Origin of the sequence: Enterobacter sp. YSU (assembly GCF_016082135.1) — a bacterium.
In the GTDB taxonomy this organism is placed as follows: Bacteria; Pseudomonadota; Gammaproteobacteria; order Enterobacterales; family Enterobacteriaceae; genus Enterobacter; species Enterobacter hormaechei_C.
This window is the reverse complement of the sequence record NZ_CP059487.1, coordinates 879,322-904,927: the sequence shown is the minus strand read 5'-3', so window position 1 is coordinate 904,927 and position 25,606 is coordinate 879,322. Positions and strand designations below refer to the sequence as shown.

Below are 25,606 nucleotides of genomic sequence, written 5' to 3'. Positions count from 1 at the left end.
GCTATTGTAATGATTTGGTGAATATTACGAAAGCGTTATGGCTCCGGCGGCGCAAACCAGGCGGATTTAAAATCAAACCAGCCGAGGGTATTCATCCGCAGGCCGCGCATGCTGCGCTGCCCCTGGATCAGCAGCCAGTGGTGAATTAACGGTACGATCGTCTGCCCGGTCAGTAATTCCTGACACCAGGCGGCCAGATCCATTTCTCCTGCCCGCCACCGCGCGGCGTCCTGCTGCCAGTCCCGGTTGATACAGTGCTGAATCAGGGGCACTTCGTACAGGTGAGAAAAGAGCGAGAAATCAAGCGGCAGCGTAAAGTTTGCGCTGTTGAGCCAGATATCGCTGATGACGTCTCCGCGATGCCATTCATCATAATCGACTTCCTGAATCGCCAGCGTCACGCCTTCGGCTGCCAGCAGCGTGCTCATGATCCTCGCCAGAAAACGGTGCTCAATGTGATCGCGATAGTAGCTGAGGGTGATGATCTCCAGTCCGGCAGGCTTTTCACTGCGGACAGGCTGCGCATGGTGCCAGCGTGGGAGCAGGCCATAGGCCGGGAACCACCAGGTCTGGTATTGCTCCTCTGCGTGATAAATCAGGTTAGCGGGCGCCAGAATATGGCTTATCCACCTGCGGACGTCGTGGTTTGCCCCGCGATGGCTGCGGCTATCAAAGAGCAGGTAGTAGCAGCCCTCCTCCAGGCGGCTTTCGAACGCCTTTTCACCGGCTGTTGGCCCTTCCAGGGTCAGGCCTGCGCTCAGCTCTTCGTTGAGATCCGGTAACACCCAGACGTTCACTTCGTCGATCAACGCCCTATAGCCAAAGTAATCATCAAAGGCGCGGATCTTCAGTTGATTACTGTTGTTCCGTGAAACGGAGTAGGGGCCCGTACCAATCGGCTGGCTGGAAAAATTGTTCAGGGATCGCCACTCGGCAGGCAGGATCATTGATGGCACGTAGCCCAGAAGCCACGGAAGCCATTTGTCCGGCTGCGAAAGCTCAATATCCAGCGTCCAGGCAGTTGGAGAGTGGATCCGTGCGATATGCGAATAGAGCGGCAGCGTGCGGGCGCGCTCTAAAGAGGCGATAACGTCGCGCATCTCCAGCTCGCGTCCATGGTGGAAATGAATGCCGGGGCGTAGAAAGAAGCGCCAGTGCAGCGGAGACACCTGTTGCCAGTGATGGGCAATATCCGCTTCCAGTTCCCCGTTTTCCTCATTTATCCGCGTCAGGCCGCTGAAAATCTGCCGGGCCATGTGGGTTTCAGAGCGACGTAACGCCGTACCGGGCAACAGATTTTTCATTGGGCGGTAGTAAAGTACCCGCAGAATGTGGCGTCCCTGACGAAAGCTGCGTCCCAGATGCGAGACCAGCATCTGGCGCACGGCGGCTTTGTCGCCCACCAGCTGGACCAGCTGATCGATGCGGTCCTGCTCCAGCAGATCCTCCGCCCGCTGTTGCTGTAACGCCAGGCCGGTATAAAGGAAAGTCAGGCGCGAACGCTTGCCGCGTCCGGCTTCGGCCTCCCAGTTTAGCCAGCCCTGCTGCTGCATGGTATTAAGGAGTGTGCGCATATGACGCCGGGAGCAGTTGAGGAGCTCGGCCAGCTCGTTCAGCGTGGTCTCCCGCGATTGCCCCTCGCAGCACTGCCAGAGGCGGATAAATTGTTGTTGCAGACGACCGGAAGGCATAAAAGGGGAACTCCTGACAAAAAATCAGCAATTTATTAATCCCTATATTAAGCCAATAATCCTTTTCGATGAAGCGAGGAGGTAAATTATGAAGAGGTCTACCGCACGTCAGTTTTATCAGCACTATTTTTCAGCGACAAAGGGAGTGTCCTGGCTGGCCCGCCAGTGCGCAGAGCAGCGGCTGAGAATACTGGAAGATCTGATGCAGTGGGACGTTACGAAACCGACCTCTTCTCGCTAACTCGCCTCGATCATGTGTGACTGAGTATTGGTGCTAATCACCCGCCAGCAAAATGTTTTTTGCTGGCTTTTTTCGTTTACTATTTCACCCAATTTCGATTCGCTTTCATAAGGACTTGCGCATGCTCTGGTTGATGACGATGGGGCGACGCCTGAATGGCGTGTACGCCGCTTTTATGCTGGTGGCCTTCATGATGGGCGTGGCCGGCGCGCTACAGGCGCCGACGTTGAGCCTGTTTCTCAGCCGCGAGGTGGGGGCGCAGCCGTTTTGGGTGGGTCTGTTCTACACCGTCAACGCCATTGCCGGGATCCTCGTCAGCCTGTGGCTGGCGAAACGATCCGACAGCCAGGGCGATCGCCGCAAGCTGATCCTCTTTTGTTGCGCCATGGCCGTGGGCAACGCGCTGCTGTTTGCCTTCAACCGCCATTACCTGACGCTCATTACCTGCGGCGTGCTGCTGGCCTCTCTGGCGAACACCGCGATGCCGCAACTGTTCGCCCTGGCCCGGGAGTACGCCGACAGCTCGGCGAGGGAAGTGGTGATGTTCAGCTCGGTGATGCGTGCGCAGCTCTCTCTCGCGTGGGTCATCGGTCCGCCGCTGGCGTTTATGCTGGCGCTGAACTACGGCTTCACCACCATGTTTTCCATCGCGGCGGGGATTTTTGTCATCAGCCTGGCGCTGATAGCCTTTGCGCTGCCATCGGTGGCGCGCGTAGAGCAGGTGACGGACAAGCCCATCACGCAGGTGAGCGGCTGGCAGGATAAAAACGTCCGCATGTTGTTTATCGCCTCCACGCTGATGTGGACCTGCAACACCATGTACATTATTGATATGCCGCTGTGGATCAGCAGCGATCTGGGACTGCCCGACAAGCTGGCGGGTATTCTGATGGGCACCGCTGCCGGGCTGGAGATCCCGGCGATGATTCTGGCGGGTTACTACGTCAAACGTTTCGGAAAGCGTCGGATGATGGTCGTCGCCGTGGCGGCCGGGGTACTGTTCTACGCGGGGCTGAACCTGTTCCATTCGCGTGAAGCCTTGCTGGCGTTACAGCTGTTTAACGCGGTATTTATCGGCATCGTTGCCGGGATAGGCATGCTCTGGTTCCAGGATTTAATGCCGGGGCGCGCAGGCTCCGCGACCACGCTGTTTACCAACAGTATCTCTACCGGCGTGATTCTGGCAGGGGTAATTCAGGGGGCGCTGTCGCAAAGCTATGGGCATGCATCCGTGTACTGGGTGATCGCAGCGATTTCGCTTGTCACGCTGATACTGACGTGCCGGGTAAAAGACGTTTGATTCTGGAAGGCGGCTTCACGAAATGAAACGATTTTCTGACAGGCGCCGAGAAGGCGCATAGAGTGCGTGGCGGGTGCTTGAGGCTGTTTGCCTCAGGCTTTCGCAAGAGGCAAACAGTGGAGAGTCCCACATCAAAAAACTGATGGGGAGACAAACTTCACAACGATCATTGCGAGGTTAGTCTCTTCATTGCCGAAAAGCAATAAGGAGGCTGGAATGCCAAAACGTACTCTGCTGTTAGGTTTGTTTCTGATCTGTACGACGCTGTTGATCTTCACCTGGATGGTGCGCGACTCGCTGTGTGAGCTGCACTTCAGACAGGAGAAAACAGAGCTGGCGGCAGTGTTGGCTTACGAAGCAAAACGTTAGCAGTATTGGCGGGGAGTTTTCCCCGCCTCTCCAGAGTGGTTGAGCCTCAACGCACCCTTATCAATGGCCCGCGCCCTGCGGGCCATTGCCTTTAACCCATAAACGCAGGCTGTTTTTTCTCGTAAGCGGAGATAGCCTCTTCGTGTTGCAGCGTCAGGCCAATGCTATCCAGACCGTTCAGCATGCAGTGGCGGCGGAACGCATCAATGCTGAAGCTGTAGATCTTATCCCCTGCTTTCACCACTTCCGCTTCCAGATCCACCTCAAACGAAATCCCCGGATTCGCCTGCACCAGCGCAAACAGTTCATCGACCTGTTCGTCACTCAGCGTCACCGGCAGCAGCTGGTTGTTGAAGCTGTTGCCGTAGAAGATATCCGCGAAGCTCGGGGCGATAACCACCTTAAAGCCGTAGTCGGTTAATGCCCAGGGCGCATGTTCACGCGACGATCCGCAGCCAAAGTTTTCCCGCGCCAGCAGAATGGAAGCCCCTTTGTATTCCGGAAAGTTCAGGACGAATTCCGGGTTCGGCACTTCGCCTTTATCGTCGAGGAAACGCCAGTCGTTGAACAGATGCGCACCAAAACCCGTGCGCGTCACTTTCTGCAAAAACTGCTTAGGAATGATCGCGTCAGTATCGACGTTAGCGGCGTCCAGAGGGACAACCCGGCCCGTATGTTGGGTAAATTTCTCTGCCATGATTGTCTCCTTATTTCAGGCTGCGAATATCGGCGAAATGACCGGTGACTGCCGCAGCGGCGGCCATTGCCGGGCTGACCAGGTGGGTGCGCCCACCGCGGCCCTGACGGCCTTCAAAGTTACGGTTGCTGGTGGAGGCACAGCGCTCGCCCGGATTCAGGCGGTCGTTGTTCATGGCCAGACACATGGAGCAGCCGGGCAGGCGCCACTCGAAGCCTGCTTCAATAAAGATCTTATCCAGACCCTCCGCTTCCGCCTGGGCTTTCACCGGCCCGGAGCCCGGCACAACCAGCGCCTGCACGCCCGGCGCCACTTTGCGGCCTTTAGCAATTTCTGCCGCTGCGCGTAAATCTTCAATACGGGAGTTGGTACAGGAGCCGATGAACACTTTATCAATGCTCACGTCGGTCAACGGCACGCCGGGCTTCAGCCCCATATAGGCCAGCGCTTTTTCCGCACTGGCACGTTCGACCGGATCGGCAAAGGAGGCCGGGTCAGGAATGCTGTCGTTGACGGAAATCACCTGGCCCGGGTTGGTGCCCCAGGTGACCTGCGGGGCGATCTCTTCCGCCTGTAACGTCACAACGGTATCAAAAATTGCCCCCTCGTCCGTTTTCAGGGTTTTCCAGTACGCTACCGCGTCGTCAAAATCCTGTCCTTTCGGGGCATGCAGACGCCCCTTCACATAGTTGAAGGTGGTTTCGTCTGGGGCCACCAGGCCTGCTTTGGCGCCCATCTCAATGGCCATGTTGCACAGGGTCATACGACCTTCCATGCTCAGCGCCTGGATAGCGTCGCCGCAGAATTCCACGACGTGACCGGTGCCGCCTGCGCTGCCGGTTTTGCCGATAATCGCCAGCACGATATCTTTCGCGGTGATACCCGGCGCAGCTTTACCCTTCACTTCAATCTTCATGGTTTTGGCGCGGCCCTGCTTCAGGGTCTGCGTCGCCAGAACGTGTTCAACTTCAGAGGTCCCAATCCCGAACGCCAGGGCGCCAAATGCGCCGTGCGTCGCGGTGTGGGAGTCACCGCAGACGATGGTCATGCCCGGCAGAGTAATACCCTGCTCAGGCCCCATTACGTGGACGATGCCCTGATAGGGGTGGTTCAGATCGTACAGCTCCACGCCAAACTCGTTACAGTTCTTAATCAGCTCCTGCATCTGGATACGCGCCATCTCGCCAGATGCATTGATGTCTTTGGTCTGGGTGGAAACGTTGTGATCCATCGTGGCGAAGGTTTTACCCGGCTGACGTACCGGGCGCTTATGCGCGCGCAGGCCGTCAAATGCCTGAGGAGAGGTCACTTCGTGTACCAGATGACGGTCGATGTACAACAGTGGGGTTTCGTTTGGCGCCTCGTAAACAACGTGCGCATCAAACAACTTCTCATATAACGTCTTAGCCATGATTACACCCCTTCAGCGACATAGCGGGCAATGATGTCGCCCATTTCATCGGTACTGACTGCCGCCGTGCCGCGTGCTAAATCACCGGTACGGACGCCTTCTTCTAACGCCCGGTTAATGGCGTTTTCAATTGCGGTTGCTGCATCGCCTGCATCCAGGCTGTAGCGCAGCAGCAGAGCCAGGGAGAGGATCTGCGCAATCGGGTTGGCGATGTTTTTACCTGCGATATCCGGCGCGGAGCCGCCCGCCGGTTCGTACAGGCCAAAGCCTTCTTCGTTCAGGCTGGCCGAGGGCAGCATGCCCATGGAGCCGGTGATCATCGCGCACTCATCCGAGAGAATATCGCCGAACAGGTTGGAGCACAGCAGCACGTCAAACTGGGACGGATCTTTGATCAGCTGCATCGTTGCGTTGTCGATATACATATGTGACAGCTCAACGTCCGGGTACTGCCTGGCAACTTCACTGACGATTTCGCGCCACAAAATAGACGACTGGAGCACGTTCGCTTTATCAATAGAGGTCACTTTACGGCGGCGTTTGCGCGCTGACTCAAACGCGATATGAGCGATACGTTCAATTTCAAAACGGTGATACACCTCGGTATCAAACGCTTTCTCATGCTGACCGCTGCCTTCGCGGCCTTTTGGCTGACCGAAGTAGATCCCGCCGGTCAGCTCACGCACGCACAGGATGTCGAAACCGTTGGCGGCGATATCGGCGCGCAGCGGGCAAAACTCTTCCAGCCCCGGGTACAGCTTCGCCGGACGCAGGTTGCTGAACAGTTTGAAGTGTTTACGCAGCGGCAGCAGCGCGCCGCGCTCTGGCTGCTCTGCTGGAGGCAAATGTTCCCACTTAGGGCCACCCACGGATCCAAACAGAACGGCATCGGCATTCTCGCAGCCTTCTACAGTCCCTTTCGGCAGGGGAGTACCGTGGTTATCAATGGCAATACCGCCCACGTCGTAGTGGCTGGTGGTAATTTTCATCGCAAAACGCGAACGTACGGCTTCCAGTACTTTCAGCGCCTGTGTCATCACTTCCGGGCCAATACCGTCACCCGGCAACACAGCAATATGGTAATTCTTCGACATCACACGGTTTCCTTGTTGTTCTCTTTATTCTGAGCTTTGCGTTGCAACTCTTTTTCGACTTCGGCGGCGCGCCAGATGTTGTTCAGAACATGCACCATCGCTTTCGCGGAGGATTCAACGATATCGGTCGCCAGGCCCACGCCGTGGAAGCGTCGGCCGTTGTAGTTCACCACGATATCAACCTGGCCCAGGGCGTCTTTACCGTGCCCTTTTGCCGTCAGGTCGTATTTCACCAGCTCTACGTCGTACTCAGTGACGCGGTTAATCGCCTGGTAAATGGCATCCACAGGGCCGTTACCGTTGGCGGCTTCCGCTTTAATTTCATCGCCGCAGGCCAGCTTGACGGAGGCGGTAGCGATATCACTTGAGCCTGACTGAACGGTGAAGTAGTCCAGACGGAAGTGTTCTGGCTCTTCCTGCTGTTTGTTGATGAATGCCAGCGCTTCCAGGTCGTAATCGAAGACCTGGCCTTTCTTGTCAGCCAGTTTCAGGAATGCGTCGTACAGCTGATCCATGTTGTAATCGCTGTCCTGATACCCCATCTCTTCCATACGGTGTTTCACCGCCGCGCGGCCAGAGCGCGAGGTCAGGTTCAGCTGAACCTGGTTCAGACCGATGGATTCCGGAGTCATGATTTCGTAGTTTTCACGGTTCTTCAGCACGCCATCCTGGTGAATACCGGAGGAGTGAGCGAACGCGCCAGTACCAACAATCGCCTTGTTCGCCGGGATCGGCATATTGCAAATCTGGCTCACGGTCTGGCTGGTGCGCCAGATTTCGTTGTGATTGATGCGAGTGTGTACGTTCATAATGTCTTTGCGCACCTTGATCGCCATGATCACTTCTTCCAGCGAGCAGTTGCCGGCGCGTTCACCAATGCCGTTCATTGCCCCTTCTACCTGACGCGCGCCGGCGTGGACGGCAGCGATGGCATTGCCCACAGCCAGACCCAAATCATCGTGGGTGTGAACAGAGATGATGGCTTTATCAATATTAGGTACGCGGTCGTACAGGCCGGTGATGATGTTAGAGAACTCAAACGGCATGGTGTAGCCGACGGTATCCGGGATGTTGATGGTTCTGGCTCCGGCATTAATCGCGGCTTCCACTACACGGGCCAAATCGTCAATCGGCGTGCGGCCTGCATCTTCACAGGAGAATTCGACGTCATCAGTGTAGTTACGCGCGCGTTTAACCATATACACCGCACGTTCGATCACTTCATCCAGCGTGCTGCGCAACTTGGTTGCTATGTGCATGGGGGAGGTGGCAATGAATGTATGGATACGGAAGGCTTCTGCAACTTTCAGGGATTCCGCGGCCACATCAATATCTTTCTCAACGCAGCGAGCCAGACCGCACACGCGGCTGTTTTTGATGGTGCGGGCGATGGTCTGTACTGACTCGAAATCACCCGGCGAGGAGACGGGAAAGCCGACTTCCATTACGTCTACACCCATGCGTTCGAGGGCCAGCGCAATTTGCAGTTTTTCTTTAACACTCAGGCTCGCCTGTAATGCCTGTTCACCGTCACGTAAAGTAGTATCGAAAATAACGACTTGCTGGCTCATGGGTTAGGTCCTTGTCAGTCTTAGGGCGCCTTGCTACGAGCATAAAAAAACCCGCGCAGTGGCGCGGGTTTTTAGTTTTACTGAAGACGATTCAACGCTGAATTTCGCCCGCCAGTCTACCGCGCACAGTGGATGCGTTTAGTAGTAGTAGACCGGTGAAACGAAGGGTGCGAATCATGAATCGTGCTCCAGATGAATGCGATATGCTTTTAGTGGTACTGGATACGCCGACTCATGTCAACCCCTCTCAGGCAAAACGGCCACTCAGCGCAGGATAAACACATTAGCTAATTGTGCTGGTTTTTACGCTGTTAACCGATTTAATTGTCTATTATTGGACTTGAGATTCATCTCTGGAATAATTTGAATATAATTGGTAGCAATTGAACACAGTATTTTTACCGATGTGCTGTGAAATGGAATGTGTTTTATTTCATTGAGTTATAAGTTTTATGAATGAATCGCGGGCGGGAAAGTTATCAATATTGATATCATTTTGTTAATGAAATCGTGGTGTATGCTCTTCATAGTTTAATAATACTTAAGTTATTATTAACTAAGGCGGTGATTGTGTATTTGCCTGCTTTATGGTTTCATGCCTGCATTAAAGTTTTAGATATCATTTGAACGATTTTTAGCTCTTCATTCAGGGAATGCTTAATGCCATCTCTTGAATGAGGGTTCTTTATATATTCTGAATTTTAAATAATTTCCTTTCGCTTGTTGTATATGCATGGTAAATCATATTTTTCGAAGTTATTACTGTACTTTGGCAAAGGGAATTTAGCGTGACAGTGGAGTCAGAAATGCCAGAAAATAATATTAACCAACCACAGCCTTATGATGGGGTTAAGCCTCAGTTACGCACAGTGGATCTCAACCTGTTAACTGTATTTGATGCAGTTATGCAGGAGCAGAATATTACGCGAGCAGCGCAATCTCTGGGAATGTCTCAACCTGCCGTGAGTAATGCCGTAGCCAGACTTAAGGTGATGTTTAACGACGAGTTATTCGTCCGGTATGGAAGAGGTATCCAGCCCACGGCGCGTGCATTCCAGCTATTCGGTTCGATTCGTCAGGCGCTACAGCTGGTTCAAAATGAGCTTCCCGGCTCAGGGTTTGAACCTTTAAGCAGTGAGCGGGTTTTCCATCTCTGTGTTTGCAGTCCGTTAGACAATTATTTGACGTCTGTTATATATAATAAAGTTGAACAGATTGCTCCTAATATTCATCTTGTTTTTAAATCATCTTTAAATCAAAACACTGAGCACCAGCTTCGTTATCAGGAAACGGAGTTCGTTCTGGGCTACGAAGAGTTTCGCCGTCCAGAGTTTGCCTGTGTTCCGTTGTTTAAAGATGAAATGGTGTTAGTCGCCAGCAAAAAACATCCACGCATGAATTCGCCGCTGCGTGAAAGCGATGTTTACAGCGAGCAGCATGCCGTTGTTGCTCTGGACAGATATGCTTCGTTCAGTCAGCCGTGGTATGACACTGCCGATAAACAAGCCAGCGTGGCCTATCAGGGGATGGCGATGGTCAGCGTTTTAAATGTCGTTTCTCAGACGCAGCTAGTCGCTATTGCACCGCGCTGGCTTGCTGAAGAGTTCTCCGATTCGCTGAGCCTGCAAATTTTACCTCTGCCGCTCAAGCTGAATAGCCGTACCTGTTATCTTTCCTGGCATGAAGCGGCGGGGCGGGATAAAGGGCACCAGTGGATGGAAGAGTTGCTGATCAATATTTGTCGTCGATAAGTCAGGGTGAATAAACCGCATGGTGCCATGCGGTTTATTCTGTGATTTTTTATGCAGGCAATATTTTGTTCTGTGCGCATTTTTTCAGACGCTCAGGGCGGCTTAAAAATAGATGATTTCCTGATCCATCCTCTTTTTAAGAGATGAATTATTAGCGTCTCCCCTCATACCAGACGAATTCACCATATTCGTGTCTGACAGCTATTTTTTCTGCTTTTATTGCCCATTCCCGCATTCCGTTTGCTAATTGCCTGCCTCATAACGAGCGGTTAAGGTATCCCTCACTCTGCACATTATAAGATGGGTTTATCCTGTCAGAAGACGGCGCGGAAATGAATTCTGTTGACCGTCTATAACAAAAGCCTGGAGGCAAAGCATGGAGATGTTGTCTGGCGCGGAAATGGTCGTCCGATCGCTTATCGATCAGGGCGTGAAACAAGTGTTCGGCTATCCCGGAGGCGCGGTTCTCGATATTTATGACGCGCTGCACACGGTAGGCGGTATTGATCATGTTCTGGTTCGTCATGAACAGGCTGCTGTGCATATGGCTGACGGCCTGGCCCGCGCCACGGGCGAAGTGGGTGTAGTGCTGGTCACTTCGGGGCCGGGAGCGACCAATGCCATCACCGGCATTGCGACTGCGTATATGGACTCTATTCCACTGGTCATTCTCTCCGGACAGGTGGCGACGTCACTGATTGGCTATGATGCGTTTCAGGAATGCGACATGGTGGGGATCTCACGCCCCGTGGTGAAGCACAGCTTTCTGGTTAAGCAAACGGAAGATATCCCGGGCGTGCTGAAAAAAGCCTTCTGGCTGGCCGCCAGCGGTCGTCCTGGGCCAGTGGTTGTCGATCTGCCAAAAGATATTCTCAATCCCGCGAATAAACTGCCTTACCTGTGGCCTGAGTCGGTGAGCATGCGTTCGTATAATCCGACGACGCAAGGGCACAAAGGCCAGATTAAGCGTGCGCTGCAAACGCTGCTGGCTGCGAAAAAGCCCGTAGTCTATGTGGGGGGCGGCGCCGTCAATGCAGCCTGTGAAACGCAACTACGCGAACTGATTGAGAAGCTGAACCTTCCTGTCGCGTCATCGCTGATGGGGCTGGGGGCATTCCCGGCTACCCACCGTCAGGCGCTGGGCATGCTGGGTATGCATGGCACCTATGAAGCCAATATGACGATGCACCATTCTGATGTGATTTTTGCCGTCGGCGTACGTTTTGACGATCGCACCACCAATAACCTGGCGAAATACTGTCCGAATGCGACGGTGCTACACATTGATATCGATCCTACTTCTATCTCTAAAACGGTGCCGGCGGATGTGCCCATCGTGGGGGACGCACGACAGGTGCTGGATCAAATGTTGGAACTGCTGGCGCAGGAGACCGCCTCTCAACCGCTGGATGAGATCCGTGACTGGTGGCAACAAATCGAACAATGGCGCGGCCGTCAGTGCCTTAAATACGACACGCAGAGTGAAAACATCAAGCCGCAGGCGGTGATCGAGACGATCTGGCATCTGACCAAAGGCGAGGCGTATGTCACTTCTGACGTAGGCCAGCATCAGATGTTCGCTGCGTTGTATTACCCGTTTGATAAACCGCGTCGCTGGATCAACTCAGGCGGGCTTGGCACGATGGGCTTTGGTCTGCCCGCCGCGCTGGGGGTGAAGCTGGCGTTGCCGAACGAAACGGTTATCTGCGTAACGGGTGATGGCAGTATACAGATGAATATTCAGGAGCTTTCTACTGCGCTGCAATATGAGTTGCCAGTGCTGGTGCTTAACCTGAATAACGGTTACCTCGGTATGGTGAAGCAGTGGCAGGATATGATTTATTCCGGCCGTCACTCTCAGTCTTATATGAAGTCACTTCCGGACTTTGTCCGTCTGGCTGAAGCCTATGGTCATATTGGCATGCGGGTAACCGATCCGTCAGAGCTGGAAGCGAAGCTCGGCGAAGCGCTTGAGCACGTTAAAAACAATCGCCTCGTCTTCATGGACGTCATCGTCGACGGCACAGAGCACGTTTATCCGATGCATATCCGTGGCGGTGGTATGGATGAAATGTGGTTAAGCAAAACGGAGAGAACCTGATATGCGCCGGATATTATCTGTATTACTGGAAAATGAGTCGGGCGCACTGTCACGCGTCATTGGGCTTTTTGCGCAGCGCGGATACAACATTGAAAGCCTGACCGTTGCGCCGACCGATGATCCAACGCTCTCCCGCATGACGATCCAGACTGTCGGCGATGCGAAAGTGCTTGAGCAGATCGAAAAGCAATTGCACAAGCTGGTGGACGTGTTGCGCGTCAGCGAGCTGGGGCAGGGGGCTTACGTCGAACGTGAAGTGATGCTGGTGAAAATTCAGGCCAGCGGTTATGGCCGTGAAGAGGTCAAGCGTAACACGGATATTTTCCGTGGGCAGATCATTGACGTCACGCCTTCTATATATACTGTGCAGCTTGCCGGAACGAGCGATAAGCTGGATGCGTTCGTGGCCTCCGTCAGGGATGTGGCAAAAATTGTTGAAGTTGCGCGCTCTGGCGTTGTTGGCCTCTCGCGCGGCGATAAAATCATGCGTTAGTTGCGCAAAAGGTTCGCCTCTTTCAGCCCGGTAACCAAAGCCGGGCTTTTTTTTGCGTAATCCGCCGACAACGCGGACAAAAGCGGTTGCCGTGAAAGCTATTCTGCGTTTAGATGTTAAAATATTTAACCATAACCTTGACAGGGCCATGGACTTTTTTCTTTTTTTGAGGGGCAATTGTGAAACTGGATGAAATCGCCCGGCTCGCCGGCGTGTCGAGAACCACGGCCAGCTATGTGATTAACGGTAAAGCAAAGCAGTATCGTGTCAGCGATAAGACCGTTGAGAAAGTGATGGCAGTCGTTCGTGAGCATAATTACCATCCGAATGCTGTCGCCGCAGGTTTACGTGCCGGACGCACCCGCTCGATTGGCCTGGTGATCCCGGATCTGGAAAACACCAGCTATACCCGCATCGCCAACTATCTTGAACGTCAGGCTCGTCAGCGGGGCTATCAGCTGTTGATTGCCTGCTCCGAGGATCAGCCCGACAACGAGATGCGCTGCATTGAGCATCTGCTGCAACGTCAGGTTGACGCCATCATCGTGTCGACCTCTTTACCACCCGAGCATCCTTTCTATCAGCGCTGGGCGAACGATCCATTCCCGATTGTGGCGCTGGATCGTGCTTTGGATCGTGAACATTTCACCAGCGTCGTAGGTGCCGATCAGGACGATGCAGAAATGCTGGCTGCCGAGCTGCGTACCTTCCCGGCGGAAACGGTGCTCTATCTTGGCGCTTTGCCTGAACTATCCGTGAGCTTCCTGCGTGAACAAGGGTTCCGTACGGCGTGGAAAGACGATCCGCGTGACGTTCATTATCTGTATGCCAACAGCTATGAGCGCGAAGCGGCTGCTCAGCTGTTCGAGAAATGGCTGGAAACGCACCCGATGCCGCAGGCGTTGTTTACCACCTCGTTTGCCCTGTTGCAGGGGGTGATGGACGTGACGTTACGTCGCGATGGCAAGCTGCCATCCGATCTGGCGATTGCGACCTTCGGCGATAACGAACTGCTCGACTTCCTGCAATGTCCGGTGCTGGCCGTGGCTCAGCGTCACCGCGACGTCGCCGAGCGCGTGCTTGAGATTGTTCTGGCAAGCCTGGATGAACCTCGCAAACCGAAACCCGGGCTTACGCGTATCAAACGTAATCTCTATCGGCGCGGGATTTTGAGCCGCCATTAATATTTCCACAGGGGCGGTAAAACTGCCCCTTTTGCGGCGCATTTATTGCGGGAAATAATTCCCGGATAAAAATTAGGATTTATCTCTAAGATTCGTAGCCGGCTATTTTTCTGAATCCGTTTTGGCGTTAAAAAGCGCAATTATAATTTTTAACGGGCATTCTTTTGTATTGTTTTGTTACAAACAGCCGCCAGCCGATGAATATTCAGCCATTTTTTACTGTCCCCTTCAGCCCTCAATGTACACGAACGAATCCATATTGCCTTGCGCTTAATCTGGTGCTGTTATCCCCCGGCGATATGCCTTAAAATGCTGCCCGCGTCGCAAACTGACACTTTATATTTCCCTGCGATGATATTGAGTGAGTCTTAACGCTCGTGTGCATATTCGGTTTTTTTCTTACAAATATTCATAACGTTAATTTTGCCTCGCCAGTTGTGTAGTTATTAGCCAGGTCACTCTTGCTCTGTAAATACGGTGCTTTCGCGCCAGTATAGAGAGAGTCCTGGCTTGACAAGCTTTTCCCTCGCTCCGTAAACTCCTTCAGGTGGGAATTTGTGGGTTAAAGTGGTGAGGAGGGGTGAGGCTGGCATGTTCCGTGGAGCAACGTTAGTCAATCTCGACAGCAAAGGGCGTTTATCGGTACCAACCCGATACCGCGACCAGCTGATTGAGAACGCTTCGGGTCAACTGGTTTGCACCATTGACATCAACTCCCCCTGCCTGCTGCTTTACCCTTTGCCTGAATGGGAAATCATTGAGCAAAAGCTGTCGCGACTGTCGAGCATGAACCCGCAAGAACGCCGCGTGCAGCGGTTGTTATTGGGACATGCCAGTGAATGTCAGATGGATAGCGCCGGGCGATTATTGATTGCGCCTGTGTTGCGGCAACATGCCGGTCTGACTAAAGAAGTGATGCTGGTCGGGCAGTTCAACAAGTTTGAACTGTGGGACGAAACGACCTGGTATCAACAGGTCAAGGAAGATATCGACGCTGAGCAGTCTGATTCCGCAACATTATCGGAACGGCTGCGGGACTTGTCTCTATAAATATGATGGAAAATTATAAACATACAACGGTGCTGCTGGATGAGGCCGTTAACGGCCTGAATATTCGTCCAGACGGCATCTATATTGATGGCACTTTTGGTCGCGGTGGTCACTCGCGTTTGATCCTCTCCCAGCTTGGAGCGGAAGGACGCCTGCTGGCAATTGACCGCGATCCGCAGGCGATTGCCGTTGCGCAAACCATCGATGATCCTCGCTTTTCCATCGTGCATGGACCTTTCTCTGCGCTTGCGGATTATGTCGCTGAGCGCGGCCTGACCGGCAAGATCGACGGGATTCTCCTCGATCTTGGCGTCTCTTCACCACAGCTTGATGATGCAGAACGCGGCTTCTCCTTTATGCGTGATGGGCCGCTGGATATGCGTATGGACCCCACTCGCGGCCAGTCTGCCGCTGAATGGTTACAAACTGCTGACGAAGCGGATATTGCCTGGGTAATTAAAACCTTCGGTGAAGAACGCTTTGGCAAACGTATTGCGCGCGCCATCGTGGAGCGCAACCGCGTTGAGCCAATGACCCGTACCAAAGAGCTGGCAGAAGTCATCGCGGCGGCAACGCCGGTGAAGGACAAGCACAAACATCCTGCGACCCGTACCTTCCAGGCGGTTCGTATCTGGGTAAACAGTGAACTGGAGGAAATAGAGCTGGCGCTAAAAAGCTCGCTCGACGTGCTGGCCCCGGGTGGGCGGTTATCCATCATCAGCTTCCATTCGCTGGAAGATCGCATCGTAAAACGCTTTATGCGTGAACAGAGCCGCGGTCCGCAGGTTCCAGCTGGGTTGCCGATGACGGAAGAACAACTCAGAAAGCTGGGAGGCCGTCAGTTGCGAGCATTAGGCAAGTTGATGCCGGGCGAAGAAGAGGTGGCAGAGAATCCACGTGCCCGTAGTTCAGTGCTGCGTATTGCAGAGAGGACGAACGCATGATCAGCAGAGTGACAGAGACCCTAAGCAAAGTTAAGGGATCGTTAGGAAGCAACGAGCGCCATGCCTTGCCTGGCGTGATCGGCGACGATCTTTTGCGGTTTGGGAAGCTGCCACTCTGCTTGTTCATTTGCATCATTGTGACGGCAGTCATGGTGGTCACCACCGCTCACCATACCCGTTTATTAACTGCGCAGCGCGAACAGATGGTACTGGAACGCGATGCGCTGGATATTGAATGGCGAAATCTGATCCTTGAAGAAAACGCGCTCGGCGATCACAGCCGGGTTGAACGGATCGCAACGGAAAAACTGCAATTACAGCATGTTGATCCTTCGCAGGAAAATATCGTAGTACAAAAATAAGGGAAAACGCGACGCATGAAAGCAGCGGCAAAAACGCTAAAACCAAAACGCCAGGAAGAACAGGCCAACTTTGTCAGTTGGCGTTTTGCGTTGCTTTGCGGCTGCATTTTACTGGCGCTGGGTTTCCTGCTGGGACGCGTGGCGTGGCTACAAATCATCGCGCCTGACATGCTGGTACGTCAGGGTGATATGCGTTCTCTGCGCGTGCAGGAAGTTTCTACCTCTCGTGGGATGATCACCGATCGTTCCGGCCGTCCGCTGGCGGTGAGCGTGCCGGTGAAGGCGATCTGGGCCGATCCGAAAGAGTTACACGATGCAGGCGGGATCACCCTTGATAACCGCTGGAAGGCGCTGTCAGACGCGTTGAAAATGCCGCTGGATCAGCTGGCGTCGCGCGTTAACGCCAACCCGAAAGGGCGCTTTATCTATCTTGCCCGTCAGGTGAACCCTGACATGGCTGACTACATTAAGAAACTGAAGCTGCCGGGCATTCATCTGCGGGAAGAATCCCGCCGTTACTATCCTTCGGGCGAAGTCACCGCGCACCTGATTGGCTTTACCAACGTGGATAGCCAGGGGATTGAGGGCGTTGAAAAAAGCTTCGACAAGTGGCTTACCGGCCAGCCTGGCGAGCGAATCGTGCGTAAAGACCGCTATGGTCGCGTCATTGAAGACATTTCCTCGACAGACAGCCAGGCCGCGCACAACCTGGCCCTGAGTATTGATGAACGCTTGCAGGCGCTGGTCTATCGTGAGCTGAACAACGCCGTCGCGTTTAACAAGGCGGAATCGGGCAGCGCCGTGCTGGTGGATGTGGCGACAGGTGAAGTGCTGGCGATGGCCAGTAGCCCCTCATACAACCCGAATAATTTTGCCGGTACAGCAAAAGATGCAATGCGTAACCGCTCCATCACCGATGTGTTTGAACCCGGCTCAACCGTAAAACCTATGGTGGTGATGACGGCTCTACAGCGAGGCATCGTCAACGAAAATACCGTTCTGAATACGATTCCTTATCGAATTAACGGTCACGAAATCAAAGACGTGGCACGTTACAGCGAACTGACCCTCACCGGGGTCTTACAGAAGTCGAGTAACGTCGGTGTGTCAAAACTGGCGTTAGCGATGCCGTCCTCAGCGTTAGTAGATACTTACTCACGTTTTGGGCTGGGAAAGGCGACCAATTTGGGGTTGGTCGGAGAACGCAGTGGCTTATATCCTCAAAAACAACGGTGGTCTGACATAGAGAGGGCCACCTTCTCTTTCGGCTACGGGCTAATGGTAACTCCCTTACAGTTAGCGCGAGTCTACGCAACGATTGGCAGCTATGGCATTTATCGTCCGCTGTCGATCACCAAAGTTGATCCACCGGTTCCGGGGGAACGTGTTTTCCCGGAATCTATCGTTCGTACCGTCGTGCATATGATGGAAAGCGTCGCGTTACCTGGCGGTGGCGGCGTGAAGGCCGCAATTAAGGGCTATCGTATCGCCATTAAAACCGGTACAGCGAAAAAAGTGGGGCCGGACGGCCGCTATATCAACAAATACATTGCCTATACCGCAGGCGTAGCGCCTGCAAGCAATCCGCGTTTTGCGCTGGTGGTCGTCATCAACGATCCGCAGGCGGGTAAATACTACGGCGGCGCCGTCTCCGCGCCTGTGTTCGGGGCTATTATGGGCGGCGTGTTGCGCACCATGAACATTGAACCGGATGCGCTGGCGACGGGCGAAAAAAGTGAATTTGTAATTAATCAAGGCGAGGGAACAGGTGGCAGATCGTAATTTGCGCGACCTTCTTGCTCCGTGGGTGCCTATGCTACCTGCGCGAGCACTGCGAGAGATGGTACTGGACAGCCGCGTAGCGGCTTCTGGCGATCTTTTTGTGGCAGTGGTGGGTCATCAGGCGGACGGGCGTCGTTATATCCCGCAGGCGATTGCGCAAGGTGTTGCTGCCATTATTGCTGAGGCCAAAGATGAGGCAACAGACGGTGAGATCCGTGAAATGCACGGCGTGCCGGTCATCTATCTCAGCCAGCTGAATGAGCGTCTCTCCGCGCTGGCAGGACGTTTTTACAACGAACCTTCCGACCAGTTAAAGCTGGTTGGCGTGACAGGAACCAACGGAAAAACCACCACCACTCAGCTGATGGCGCAGTGGGCGCAGCTGCTGGGCGAAACCGGTGCCGTCATGGGCACGGTGGGGAACGGTCTTCTGGGCAAAGTAAGCCCGACGGAAAACACTACAGGCTCGGCGGTTGACGTGCAGCGTGTGCTGGCGGGCCTCGCTGAGCAGGGGGCGACCTTCGCTGCGATGGAAGTCTCTTCCCATGGTCTGGTACAACATCGCGTAGCGGCCCTGAAATTTGCTGCCTCTGTCTTTACTAACCTGAGCCGCGATCACCTTGATTATCATGGTGATATGGAGCACTACGAAGCGGCGAAATGGCTGCTTTATTCCACTCACCACCACGGGCAGGCGATCATTAACGCCGACGACGAAGTCGGTCGCCGCTGGCTGGAAAAACTGCCGGATGCGGTGGCGGTGTCGATGGAAGATCGCATTAATCCGAACTGCCGCGGCCGCTGGCTGAAGGCGGTCGAGGTGAACTACCACGATAGTGGGGCGACGATCCGCTTCGCTTCCACCTGGGGCGAAGGTGAAATTGAAAGCCGCCTGATGGGGGCCTTCAACGTCAGTAACCTGCTGCTGGCGCTGGCGACGCTGCTGGCGCTGGGCTACCCGATGGCGGATCTGCTGAAAACGTCTGAGCGTTTGCAACCGGTCTGTGGCCGCATGGAAGTGTTCAGCGCGCCGGGCAAGCCGACGGTGGTCGTGGATTACGCACACACGCCGGATGCGCTGGAAAAAGCGCTGGAAGCGGCGCGTCTGCACTGCGCAGGCAAGCTCTGGTGCGTGTTTGGCTGCGGTGGCGATCGCGACAAGGGCAAACGTCCGCTGATGGGCGCCATAGCTGAGCAGTTCGCGGATATTCCCGTGGTAACCGATGACAACCCGCGTACCGAAGAGCCGCGGGCCATTATCAATGACATTCTGGCGGGCATGCTGGATGCGGGTCGTGCGCGCGTGGTCGAAGGCCGTGCGGAGGCCGTGACTAACGCCATTATGCAGGCGCAGGAGAACGATGTGGTTCTGCTGGCCGGTAAAGGTCATGAAGATTATCAGATCGTCGGCAATCGTCGTCTGGATTACTCCGACCGCGTGACGGCAGCGCGTCTGCTGGGAGTGGTGGCATGATTAGCATTACGTTAAGCCAGGCCGCTGCGGTATTGCAGGGGATGCTGCATGGTCAGGATCTGACCATTGAGGCTGTGACCACCGACACCCGTAAGGTGACGGCGGGCTGCCTGTTTGTGGCGCTGAAGGGCGAGCGTTTTGACGCCCACGATTTTGCGCAACAGGCTAAAGATAACGGCGCGGGCGCGCTGCTGGTCAGTCGTAAGCTCGATATCGATTTGCCGCAGATTGTGGTGAAAGATACGCGCCTGGCGTTTGGCGAGCTGGCGGCATGGGTTCGCCAGCAGGTACCGACTCGCGTCGTGGCGCTGACGGGCTCGTCGGGTAAAACCTCCGTTAAAGAGATGACGGCGGCGATCCTTAGCCAGTGCGGTAACACGCTTTATACGGCGGGCAACCTTAATAATGACATCGGTGTACCGATGACGCTGCTGCGCCTGACCCACGAGCATGAATATGCGGTGATTGAGTTAGGGGCTAACCATCAGGGCGAAATCGCCTGGACCGTGAGCCTGACGCGTCCGGAAGCGGCGCTGGTGAATAACCTGGCGGCGGCACATCTTGAAGGTTTTGGTTCGCTGGCCGGTGTGGCGAAAGCGAAAGGTGAAATTTATACCGGACTGCCGGATGACGGCATCGCCATTATGAACGCCGATAACAACGACTGGCTGAACTGGCAGAGCATCATTGGTTCACGCAAAACCTGGCGCTTCTCACCGAATGCGGCAAACAGTGATTTTTCGGCGACCAACATTCATGTGACGTCACACGGCACCGAGTTCACCCTCACGACCCCAACGGGCGACATCGAGGTGCTGCTGCCCCTGCCCGGTCGTCATAACATTGCCAATGCGCTTGCTGCGACAGCGCTCTCAATGGCGGTAGGTGCCTCACACGCGGCGATCAAAGCAGGTCTGGCAAATTTAAAAGCCGTGCCGGGGCGTCTTTTCCCGATCCAGCTGGCTGAAAACAAACTTCTGCTGGATGACTCCTACAACGCTAACGTCGGTTCCATGACGGCGGCCGTGCAGGTCTTGTCTGAGATGCCGGGCTATCGCGTGATGGTTGTGGGCGATATGGCCGAGCTGGGTGATGAAAGTGAAGCCTGCCATGTTCAGGTGGGTGAAGCGGCGAAAGCCGCCGGGCTTGACCGCGTATTGAGCGCAGGCACGCTGAGCAAGGCCATTTCCGATGCCAGTGAAGTTGGCGAACATTTTGCCGATAAATCTGCACTGATCGAACGCCTGAAGGCATTGATTACAGAAAAACAGATTGTGACTGTTTTAGTTAAAGGTTCACGTAGTGCCGCCATGGAAGAGGTTGTGCACGCATTACAGGAGAACGGGACATGTTAGTTTGGCTGGCCGAACATTTGGTCAAATATTACTCAGGCTTTAACGTCTTTTCCTATCTGACGTTTCGCGCCATCGTCAGCCTGCTGACTGCGCTGTTCATCTCGCTGTGGATGGGCCCGCGCATGATTGCCCGTCTGCAAAAACTCTCTTTCGGCCAGGTTGTACGCAACGATGGTCCGGAATCGCACTTCAGCAAGCGCGGTACGCCGACCATGGGCGGGATCATGATCCTGACCGCGATTGTGGTGTCCGTTCTGCTGTGGGCCTATCCGTCTAACCCCTACGTCTGGTGCGTTCTGACCGTGCTGGTTGGCTACGGGATCATCGGTTTTGTTGACGACTACCGCAAAGTCGTGCGCAAAGACACTAAAGGGTTGATCGCCCGCTGGAAGTATTTCTGGATGTCGGTGATTGCGCTGGGCGTGGCCTTCGCGCTTTACCTGGCAGGAAAAGACACCCCGGCCACCGAGCTGGTGGTGCCGTTCTTCAAAGACGTGATGCCGCAGCTGGGGCTGTTCTACATTCTGCTGGCTTACTTTGTGATCGTCGGCACCGGCAATGCCGTCAACCTTACCGATGGTCTGGACGGCCTGGCCATCATGCCAACCGTGTTTGTCGCGGGCGGTTTCGCGCTGGTGGCGTGGGCGACCGGTAACATGAACTTTGCAAACTACCTGCACATCCCGTACCTGCGACATGCGGGTGAGCTGGTGATCGTCTGTACGGCGATTGTCGGGGCGGGGCTGGGCTTCCTGTGGTTTAACACCTATCCGGCGCAGGTCTTTATGGGCGACGTCGGTTCACTGGCGCTGGGCGGTGCGCTGGGCATTATCGCCGTGCTGCTGCGTCAGGAGTTCCTGCTGGTAATCATGGGCGGTGTGTTTGTGGTTGAGACGCTGTCGGTGATTTTGCAGGTCGGTTCCTTCAAGCTGCGCGGTCAGCGCATCTTCCGTATGGCACCGATTCACCACCACTATGAACTGAAAGGCTGGCCGGAGCCGCGCGTCATTGTGCGCTTCTGGATTATTTCGCTGATGCTGGTGCTGATTGGCCTGGCAACGCTGAAGGTACGTTAATCATGGCAGATTACCAGGGCAAAAAAGTCGTTATCATCGGGTTAGGCCTCACCGGCCTCTCCTGCGTGGACTTTTTCCTTGCGCGTGGCGTGACGCCGCGCGTGATGGATACGCGCGTCTCTCCGTCGGGTCTGGACAAGCTGCCGGAGCAGGTTGAACGCCACCTGGGTGGTCTGAATGATGAGTGGCTGCTGGCCGCCGATCTGATTGTTGCCAGCCCCGGTATGGCGCTGGCGCATCCTTCCCTGAGCGCCGCCGCGGATGCGGGCGTTGAGATTGTCGGCGATATCGAACTGTTCTGCCGGGAGGCGCAGGCCCCGATCGTCGCCATTACCGGTTCAAACGGTAAAAGCACCGTCACCACGCTGGTGGGGGAAATGGCGAAGGCGGCGGGCAAAAATGTCGGCGTGGGCGGTAACATTGGTCTGCCCGCTCTGATGCTGCTTGATAAAGGGTGTGAGCTGTTCGTCCTTGAGCTTTCCAGCTTCCAGCTGGAAACCACTTCAAGCCTGCATGCGGCGGCGGCGACGATCCTAAACGTCACCGAAGATCATATGGACAGATACCCGTTCGGCTTGCAGCAGTACCGTGCGGCCAAACTGCGCGTTTATGAAAATGCCAAAGTTTGCGTAGTGAATGCCGATGATGCACTCACCATGCCGGTGCGCGGCGCAGACGAACGCTGCATTAGCTTCGGTATTAACATGGGTGACTATCACCTTAATCGTCAGCAGGGCGAAACCTGGCTACGTGTGAAAGGTGAGAAAGTGCTGAACGTGAAAGAGATGATGCTCTCCGGCCAGCATAACTACACTAATGCCCTGGCGGCGCTGGCGCTGGCGGATGCTGTTGGCCTGCCGCGATCTTCAAGCCTGAAGGCGCTGACCACCTTTACCGGCCTGGCGCACCGCTTCCAGCTGGCGCTGGAGCACAACGGCGTACGCTGGATTAATGATTCCAAAGCGACCAACGTGGGTAGCACCGAGGCGGCACTGAACGGTTTGCACGTTGATGGCACGCTATACCTGCTGCTGGGCGGCGACGGTAAATCGGCTGACTTCTCCTCGCTAAAGCAGTACCTCAACGGTGATAACGTGCGCCTGTATTGCTTTGGCCGCGATGGCAGCGAGCTGGCAGCGTTGCGTCCTGAAGTCGCCGAGCAAACCGAGACCATGGAGCAGGCGATGCGCCTCATCGCCCCACGCGTGAAGCCCGGCGATATGGTACTGCTCTCACCAGCCTGTGCCAGCCTCGATCAATTCAAGAGTTTCGAACAGCGGGGTGATGTCTTTACCCGCCTGGCGAAGGAGTTAGGCTGATGCGTTTATCTCTCCCTCGCCTGAAAATGCCGCGCCTGCCAGGATTTGGTATCCTGGTATGGCTGTTTACGGCGCTGAAAGGCTGGGTGATGGCTTCCCGGGATAAAGATTCCGACAGCCTGATCATGTACGACCGCACGCTGTTCTGGCTCACGCTGGGGCTGGCAGCGATCGGCTTTATTATGGTCACCTCGGCGTCAATGCCTGTCGGACAGCGTCTGGCAAACGACCCGTTCCTGTTTGCCAAGCGTGACGGGCTGTACATCATTCTCGCGTTCTGCCTGGCAATGATCACCTTACGCCTGCCGATGTCGTTCTGGCAGCGGCACAGTACAGCCATGCTCATCGCCTCAATCATCATGCTGTTGATCGTTCTGGTTGTCGGGAGCTCCGTTAACGGGGCATCACGCTGGATTGCCTTTGGGCCACTGCGTATCCAGCCCGCGGAGTTCACCAAACTGTCGTTGTTCTGCTACCTGGCTAACTACCTGGTGCGTAAAGTTGACGAAGTTCGTAACAACCTTCGTGGCTTCTTAAAACCGATGGGCGTGATTCTGGTTCTCGCGATCCTGCTGCTGGCGCAGCCCGACCTCGGTACGGTAGTCGTACTGTTTGTCACTACGCTGGCGATGCTGTTCCTGGCGGGCGCAAAACTGTGGCAGTTCATTGCCATCATCGGGATGGGGATTTCGGCGGTGGTGCTGCTGATCCTCGCCGAGCCCTACCGTATCCGCCGTGTGACCTCGTTCTGGAACCCATGGGAAGATCCGTTCGGCAGCGGTTACCAGCTGACGCAGTCGCTGATGGCGTTTGGCCGCGGCGAAGTCTGGGGTCAAGGCCTGGGCAACTCGGTACAAAAACTGGAGTATTTACCGGAGGCGCACACCGACTTCATCTTCTCCATTATTGGGGAAGAACTGGGTTATATCGGTGTGGTATTGGCGCTATTAATGGTATTCTTCGTCGCTTTCCGCGCCATGTCGATTGGCCGGAAAGCGCTGGAGATCGATCACCGCTTCTCCGGTTTCCTGGCCTGCTCAATTGGTATCTGGTTTAGCTTCCAGGCGCTGGTAAACGTTGGGGCGGCAGCGGGTATGCTGCCGACCAAAGGTCTGACGTTGCCGTTGATCAGTTATGGTGGTTCGAGTCTGTTGATCATGTCGACGGCCATCATGTTTTTGTTACGCATAGATTATGAAACGCGTCTGGAGAAAGCTCAGGCGTTTACACGAGGTTCACGATGAATCAACCGAAGCGGTTAATGGTGATGGCAGGCGGTACCGGTGGACACGTGTTCCCGGGACTGGCGGTTGCGCACCATTTAATGGAACAGGGCTGGCAGGTACGCTGGCTGGGAACCGCAGACCGCATGGAAGCCGATCTGGTACCTAAACACGGTATCGAGATCGACTTTATTCGTATTTCTGGCCTTCGTGGCAAAGGGATCAAGGCGCAGCTGCTGGCGCCGGTGCGCATTTTCAATGCCTGGCGTCAGGCGCGCGCCATTATGAAGCGTTTTAAGCCTGACGTCGTTCTGGGCATGGGCGGTTACGTTTCCGGTCCGGGCGGACTGGCGGCGTGGTCACTGGGCATCCCCGTTGTTCTGCATGAGCAGAACGGTATTGCCGGGTTGACCAACAAATGGCTGGCAAAAATCGCCACCAAAGTTATGCAGGCCTTCCCCGGGGCATTCCCGAAAGCGGATGTCGTAGGGAATCCGGTACGTGTGGACGTGCTGGCGCTGCCGCTGCCAGATACGCGTCTGGCGGGTCGCGAAGGGCCGGTGCGCGTGCTGGTCGTCGGCGGTTCCCAGGGCGCACGTATTTTAAACCAGACGATGCCGCAGGTTGCGGCAAAACTGGGTGATGCGGTGACCATCTGGCACCAGAGCGGGAAGGGCGCTCAGCAGACCGTTGAGCAGGCCTACGTGCAGGAAGGTCAGCCGCAGCATAAAGTGACTGAATTTATTGATGATATGGCCGCAGCCTATGCCTGGGCCGATGTTGTGGTCTGTCGCTCGGGCGCGCTGACGGTGAGCGAAATCGCCGCCGCCGGTTTACCGGCGCTGTTTGTGCCGTTCCAGCACAAAGACCGACAGCAGTACTGGAATGCGCTGCCGCTTGAGAAAGCGGGCGCAGCGAAGATTTTTGAGCAGCCACAATTTACCGCTGATGCGGTCGCCACTACCCTGGCGGGCTGGAACCGGGATGTATTACTGGAGATGGCGCAACGCGCACGCGCGACCGCTATCCCGGATGCAACGGAACGGGTGGCAAAAGAAGTGAGCCTGGCAGCCCAGGCATAATTCTCGCAGTGCGTGTTGCGCTGCACGATTTTTTTG

Annotated in this window: 23 protein-coding genes; 17 read left to right on the top strand and 6 right to left on the bottom strand. The window is 55.1% G+C overall.

What is annotated here, in order from left to right:
* Nucleotides 1-35: 35 nt before the first annotated feature.
* Nucleotides 36-1,691 carry an HTH-type transcriptional regulator SgrR gene (gene sgrR / locus H2Z33_RS04410; RefSeq protein WP_063135034.1) on the bottom strand — a complete coding sequence of 552 codons (1,656 nt, stop codon included), beginning with the start codon at nucleotides 1,689-1,691 and terminating at the stop codon, nucleotides 36-38.
* A gap of 88 nt (nucleotides 1,692-1,779) precedes the next feature.
* On the opposite strand from sgrR, the gene sgrT reads away from it, so the two are divergent.
* The 3 genes from sgrT (at nucleotide 1,780) to H2Z33_RS04395 (ending at nucleotide 3,601) form a co-directional block, all read left to right on the top strand.
* Nucleotides 1,780-1,932 (top strand): glucose uptake inhibitor SgrT, encoded by a 153-nt coding sequence (gene sgrT / locus H2Z33_RS04405; RefSeq protein WP_003856388.1) that lies wholly within the window; start codon nucleotides 1,780-1,782, stop codon nucleotides 1,930-1,932.
* Between the two features lie 121 nt (nucleotides 1,933-2,053).
* A complete protein-coding gene (locus H2Z33_RS04400; RefSeq protein WP_033488170.1) occupies nucleotides 2,054-3,232 on the top strand; it encodes a sugar efflux transporter in 1,179 nt (392 codons plus the stop codon).
* A 216-nt stretch (nucleotides 3,233-3,448) separates the two neighbouring features.
* A complete protein-coding gene (locus H2Z33_RS04395; protein ID WP_010427008.1) occupies nucleotides 3,449-3,601 on the top strand; it encodes a Hok/Gef family protein in 153 nt (50 codons plus the stop codon).
* A gap of 91 nt (nucleotides 3,602-3,692) precedes the next feature.
* On the opposite strand, the gene leuD is transcribed toward H2Z33_RS04395, so the two are convergent.
* From leuD to leuL, 5 genes are all read right to left on the bottom strand, one after another.
* The gene (leuD, locus tag H2Z33_RS04390) at nucleotides 3,693-4,298 is read right to left on the bottom strand and encodes a 3-isopropylmalate dehydratase small subunit (protein ID WP_015572662.1); all 606 of its coding nucleotides are present in this window, start codon (nucleotides 4,296-4,298) and stop codon (nucleotides 3,693-3,695) included.
* Nucleotides 4,299-4,308: 10 nt separating this feature from the next.
* Nucleotides 4,309-5,709, bottom strand: a complete 1,401-nt coding sequence (gene leuC / locus H2Z33_RS04385) for a 3-isopropylmalate dehydratase large subunit (RefSeq protein ID WP_017383791.1) — start codon at nucleotides 5,707-5,709, stop codon at nucleotides 4,309-4,311.
* A 2-nt stretch (nucleotides 5,710-5,711) separates the two neighbouring features.
* On the bottom strand, nucleotides 5,712-6,803 hold the full coding sequence (leuB, locus tag H2Z33_RS04380) for a 3-isopropylmalate dehydrogenase (RefSeq protein ID WP_017694521.1): 1,092 nt from the start codon (nucleotides 6,801-6,803) through the stop codon (nucleotides 5,712-5,714).
* Nucleotides 6,803-8,374, bottom strand: coding sequence for a 2-isopropylmalate synthase (leuA, locus tag H2Z33_RS04375; RefSeq protein ID WP_017383789.1), 1,572 nt, complete (start codon nucleotides 8,372-8,374; stop codon nucleotides 6,803-6,805). The genes leuB and leuA overlap by 1 nt, the downstream gene beginning before the upstream one ends.
* Before the next feature lie 91 nt (nucleotides 8,375-8,465).
* Nucleotides 8,466-8,552, bottom strand: a complete 87-nt coding sequence (leuL, locus tag H2Z33_RS23555) for a leu operon leader peptide (RefSeq protein WP_057979999.1) — start codon at nucleotides 8,550-8,552, stop codon at nucleotides 8,466-8,468.
* A 628-nt stretch (nucleotides 8,553-9,180) separates the two neighbouring features.
* Between leuL and leuO the strand changes: the two genes are divergently transcribed.
* From leuO to murG, 14 genes are all read left to right on the top strand, one after another.
* Nucleotides 9,181-10,125 carry a transcriptional regulator LeuO gene (leuO, locus tag H2Z33_RS04365; RefSeq protein WP_017383788.1) on the top strand — a complete coding sequence of 315 codons (945 nt, stop codon included), beginning with the start codon at nucleotides 9,181-9,183 and terminating at the stop codon, nucleotides 10,123-10,125.
* Nucleotides 10,126-10,501: 376 nt separating this feature from the next.
* Nucleotides 10,502-12,226, top strand: coding sequence for an acetolactate synthase 3 large subunit (gene ilvI, locus H2Z33_RS04360; protein WP_015572665.1), 1,725 nt, complete (start codon nucleotides 10,502-10,504; stop codon nucleotides 12,224-12,226).
* A 1-nt stretch (nucleotide 12,227) separates the two neighbouring features.
* Nucleotides 12,228-12,719, top strand: coding sequence for an acetolactate synthase small subunit (gene ilvN, locus H2Z33_RS04355; RefSeq protein ID WP_063135036.1), 492 nt, complete (start codon nucleotides 12,228-12,230; stop codon nucleotides 12,717-12,719).
* A gap of 179 nt (nucleotides 12,720-12,898) precedes the next feature.
* A complete protein-coding gene (gene cra / locus H2Z33_RS04350) occupies nucleotides 12,899-13,903 on the top strand; it encodes a catabolite repressor/activator (protein ID WP_003856369.1) in 1,005 nt (334 codons plus the stop codon).
* Between the two features lie 591 nt (nucleotides 13,904-14,494).
* Nucleotides 14,495-14,953, top strand: coding sequence for a division/cell wall cluster transcriptional repressor MraZ (gene mraZ, locus H2Z33_RS04345; protein WP_006810119.1), 459 nt, complete (start codon nucleotides 14,495-14,497; stop codon nucleotides 14,951-14,953).
* Between the two features lie 2 nt (nucleotides 14,954-14,955).
* A complete protein-coding gene (rsmH, locus tag H2Z33_RS04340; protein WP_003856366.1) occupies nucleotides 14,956-15,897 on the top strand; it encodes a 16S rRNA (cytosine(1402)-N(4))-methyltransferase RsmH in 942 nt (313 codons plus the stop codon).
* Nucleotides 15,894-16,259: a cell division protein FtsL gene (gene ftsL, locus H2Z33_RS04335; RefSeq protein WP_003856363.1), complete on the top strand. Its 366-nt coding sequence runs from the start codon at nucleotides 15,894-15,896 to the stop codon at nucleotides 16,257-16,259. The genes rsmH and ftsL overlap by 4 nt, the downstream gene beginning before the upstream one ends.
* Nucleotides 16,260-16,274: 15 nt before the next feature.
* Nucleotides 16,275-18,041: a peptidoglycan glycosyltransferase FtsI gene (gene ftsI / locus H2Z33_RS04330; protein WP_003856361.1), complete on the top strand. Its 1,767-nt coding sequence runs from the start codon at nucleotides 16,275-16,277 to the stop codon at nucleotides 18,039-18,041.
* Nucleotides 18,028-19,515: a UDP-N-acetylmuramoyl-L-alanyl-D-glutamate--2,6-diaminopimelate ligase gene (murE, locus tag H2Z33_RS04325; protein ID WP_017383786.1), complete on the top strand. Its 1,488-nt coding sequence runs from the start codon at nucleotides 18,028-18,030 to the stop codon at nucleotides 19,513-19,515. Before ftsI ends, murE begins: the two co-directional genes overlap by 14 nt.
* A complete protein-coding gene (gene murF, locus H2Z33_RS04320; protein WP_017383785.1) occupies nucleotides 19,512-20,870 on the top strand; it encodes a UDP-N-acetylmuramoyl-tripeptide--D-alanyl-D-alanine ligase in 1,359 nt (452 codons plus the stop codon). Before murE ends, murF begins: the two co-directional genes overlap by 4 nt.
* Nucleotides 20,864-21,946: a phospho-N-acetylmuramoyl-pentapeptide-transferase gene (gene mraY, locus H2Z33_RS04315; protein ID WP_003856353.1), complete on the top strand. Its 1,083-nt coding sequence runs from the start codon at nucleotides 20,864-20,866 to the stop codon at nucleotides 21,944-21,946. Before murF ends, mraY begins: the two co-directional genes overlap by 7 nt.
* Nucleotides 21,947-21,948: 2 nt before the next feature.
* Nucleotides 21,949-23,265, top strand: coding sequence for a UDP-N-acetylmuramoyl-L-alanine--D-glutamate ligase (gene murD, locus H2Z33_RS04310; RefSeq protein WP_017694517.1), 1,317 nt, complete (start codon nucleotides 21,949-21,951; stop codon nucleotides 23,263-23,265).
* A complete protein-coding gene (ftsW, locus tag H2Z33_RS04305) occupies nucleotides 23,265-24,509 on the top strand; it encodes a cell division protein FtsW (RefSeq protein ID WP_006810115.1) in 1,245 nt (414 codons plus the stop codon). The genes murD and ftsW overlap by 1 nt, the downstream gene beginning before the upstream one ends.
* On the top strand, nucleotides 24,506-25,570 hold the full coding sequence (gene murG, locus H2Z33_RS04300) for an undecaprenyldiphospho-muramoylpentapeptide beta-N-acetylglucosaminyltransferase (protein ID WP_017383783.1): 1,065 nt from the start codon (nucleotides 24,506-24,508) through the stop codon (nucleotides 25,568-25,570). Before ftsW ends, murG begins: the two co-directional genes overlap by 4 nt.
* Nucleotides 25,571-25,606 lie beyond the last annotated feature (36 nt).

What these genes read in the sequence shown, in the direction of transcription:
- sgrR (WP_063135034.1), bottom strand. Translation starts at nt 1,691, where the DNA reads ATGCCTTCCGGTCGTCTGCAACAACAATTTATCCGCCTCTGGCAGTGC.
- sgrT (WP_003856388.1), top strand. Translation starts at nt 1,780, where the DNA reads ATGAAGAGGTCTACCGCACGTCAGTTTTATCAGCACTATTTTTCAGCG.
- H2Z33_RS04400 (WP_033488170.1), top strand. Translation starts at nt 2,054, where the DNA reads ATGCTCTGGTTGATGACGATGGGGCGACGCCTGAATGGCGTGTACGCC.
- H2Z33_RS04395 (WP_010427008.1), top strand. Translation starts at nt 3,449, where the DNA reads ATGCCAAAACGTACTCTGCTGTTAGGTTTGTTTCTGATCTGTACGACG.
- leuD (WP_015572662.1), bottom strand. Translation starts at nt 4,298, where the DNA reads ATGGCAGAGAAATTTACCCAACATACGGGCCGGGTTGTCCCTCTGGAC.
- leuC (WP_017383791.1), bottom strand. Translation starts at nt 5,709, where the DNA reads ATGGCTAAGACGTTATATGAGAAGTTGTTTGATGCGCACGTTGTTTAC.
- leuB (WP_017694521.1), bottom strand. Translation starts at nt 6,803, where the DNA reads ATGTCGAAGAATTACCATATTGCTGTGTTGCCGGGTGACGGTATTGGC.
- leuA (WP_017383789.1), bottom strand. Translation starts at nt 8,374, where the DNA reads ATGAGCCAGCAAGTCGTTATTTTCGATACTACTTTACGTGACGGTGAA.
- leuL (WP_057979999.1), bottom strand. Translation starts at nt 8,552, where the DNA reads ATGATTCGCACCCTTCGTTTCACCGGTCTACTACTACTAAACGCATCC.
- leuO (WP_017383788.1), top strand. Translation starts at nt 9,181, where the DNA reads ATGCCAGAAAATAATATTAACCAACCACAGCCTTATGATGGGGTTAAG.
- ilvI (WP_015572665.1), top strand. Translation starts at nt 10,502, where the DNA reads ATGGAGATGTTGTCTGGCGCGGAAATGGTCGTCCGATCGCTTATCGAT.
- ilvN (WP_063135036.1), top strand. Translation starts at nt 12,228, where the DNA reads ATGCGCCGGATATTATCTGTATTACTGGAAAATGAGTCGGGCGCACTG.
- mraZ (WP_006810119.1), top strand. Translation starts at nt 14,495, where the DNA reads ATGTTCCGTGGAGCAACGTTAGTCAATCTCGACAGCAAAGGGCGTTTA.
- rsmH (WP_003856366.1), top strand. Translation starts at nt 14,956, where the DNA reads ATGATGGAAAATTATAAACATACAACGGTGCTGCTGGATGAGGCCGTT.
- ftsL (WP_003856363.1), top strand. Translation starts at nt 15,894, where the DNA reads ATGATCAGCAGAGTGACAGAGACCCTAAGCAAAGTTAAGGGATCGTTA.
- ftsI (WP_003856361.1), top strand. Translation starts at nt 16,275, where the DNA reads ATGAAAGCAGCGGCAAAAACGCTAAAACCAAAACGCCAGGAAGAACAG.
- murF (WP_017383785.1), top strand. Translation starts at nt 19,512, where the DNA reads ATGATTAGCATTACGTTAAGCCAGGCCGCTGCGGTATTGCAGGGGATG.
- mraY (WP_003856353.1), top strand. Translation starts at nt 20,864, where the DNA reads ATGTTAGTTTGGCTGGCCGAACATTTGGTCAAATATTACTCAGGCTTT.
- murD (WP_017694517.1), top strand. Translation starts at nt 21,949, where the DNA reads ATGGCAGATTACCAGGGCAAAAAAGTCGTTATCATCGGGTTAGGCCTC.
- ftsW (WP_006810115.1), top strand. Translation starts at nt 23,265, where the DNA reads ATGCGTTTATCTCTCCCTCGCCTGAAAATGCCGCGCCTGCCAGGATTT.
- murG (WP_017383783.1), top strand. Translation starts at nt 24,506, where the DNA reads ATGAATCAACCGAAGCGGTTAATGGTGATGGCAGGCGGTACCGGTGGA.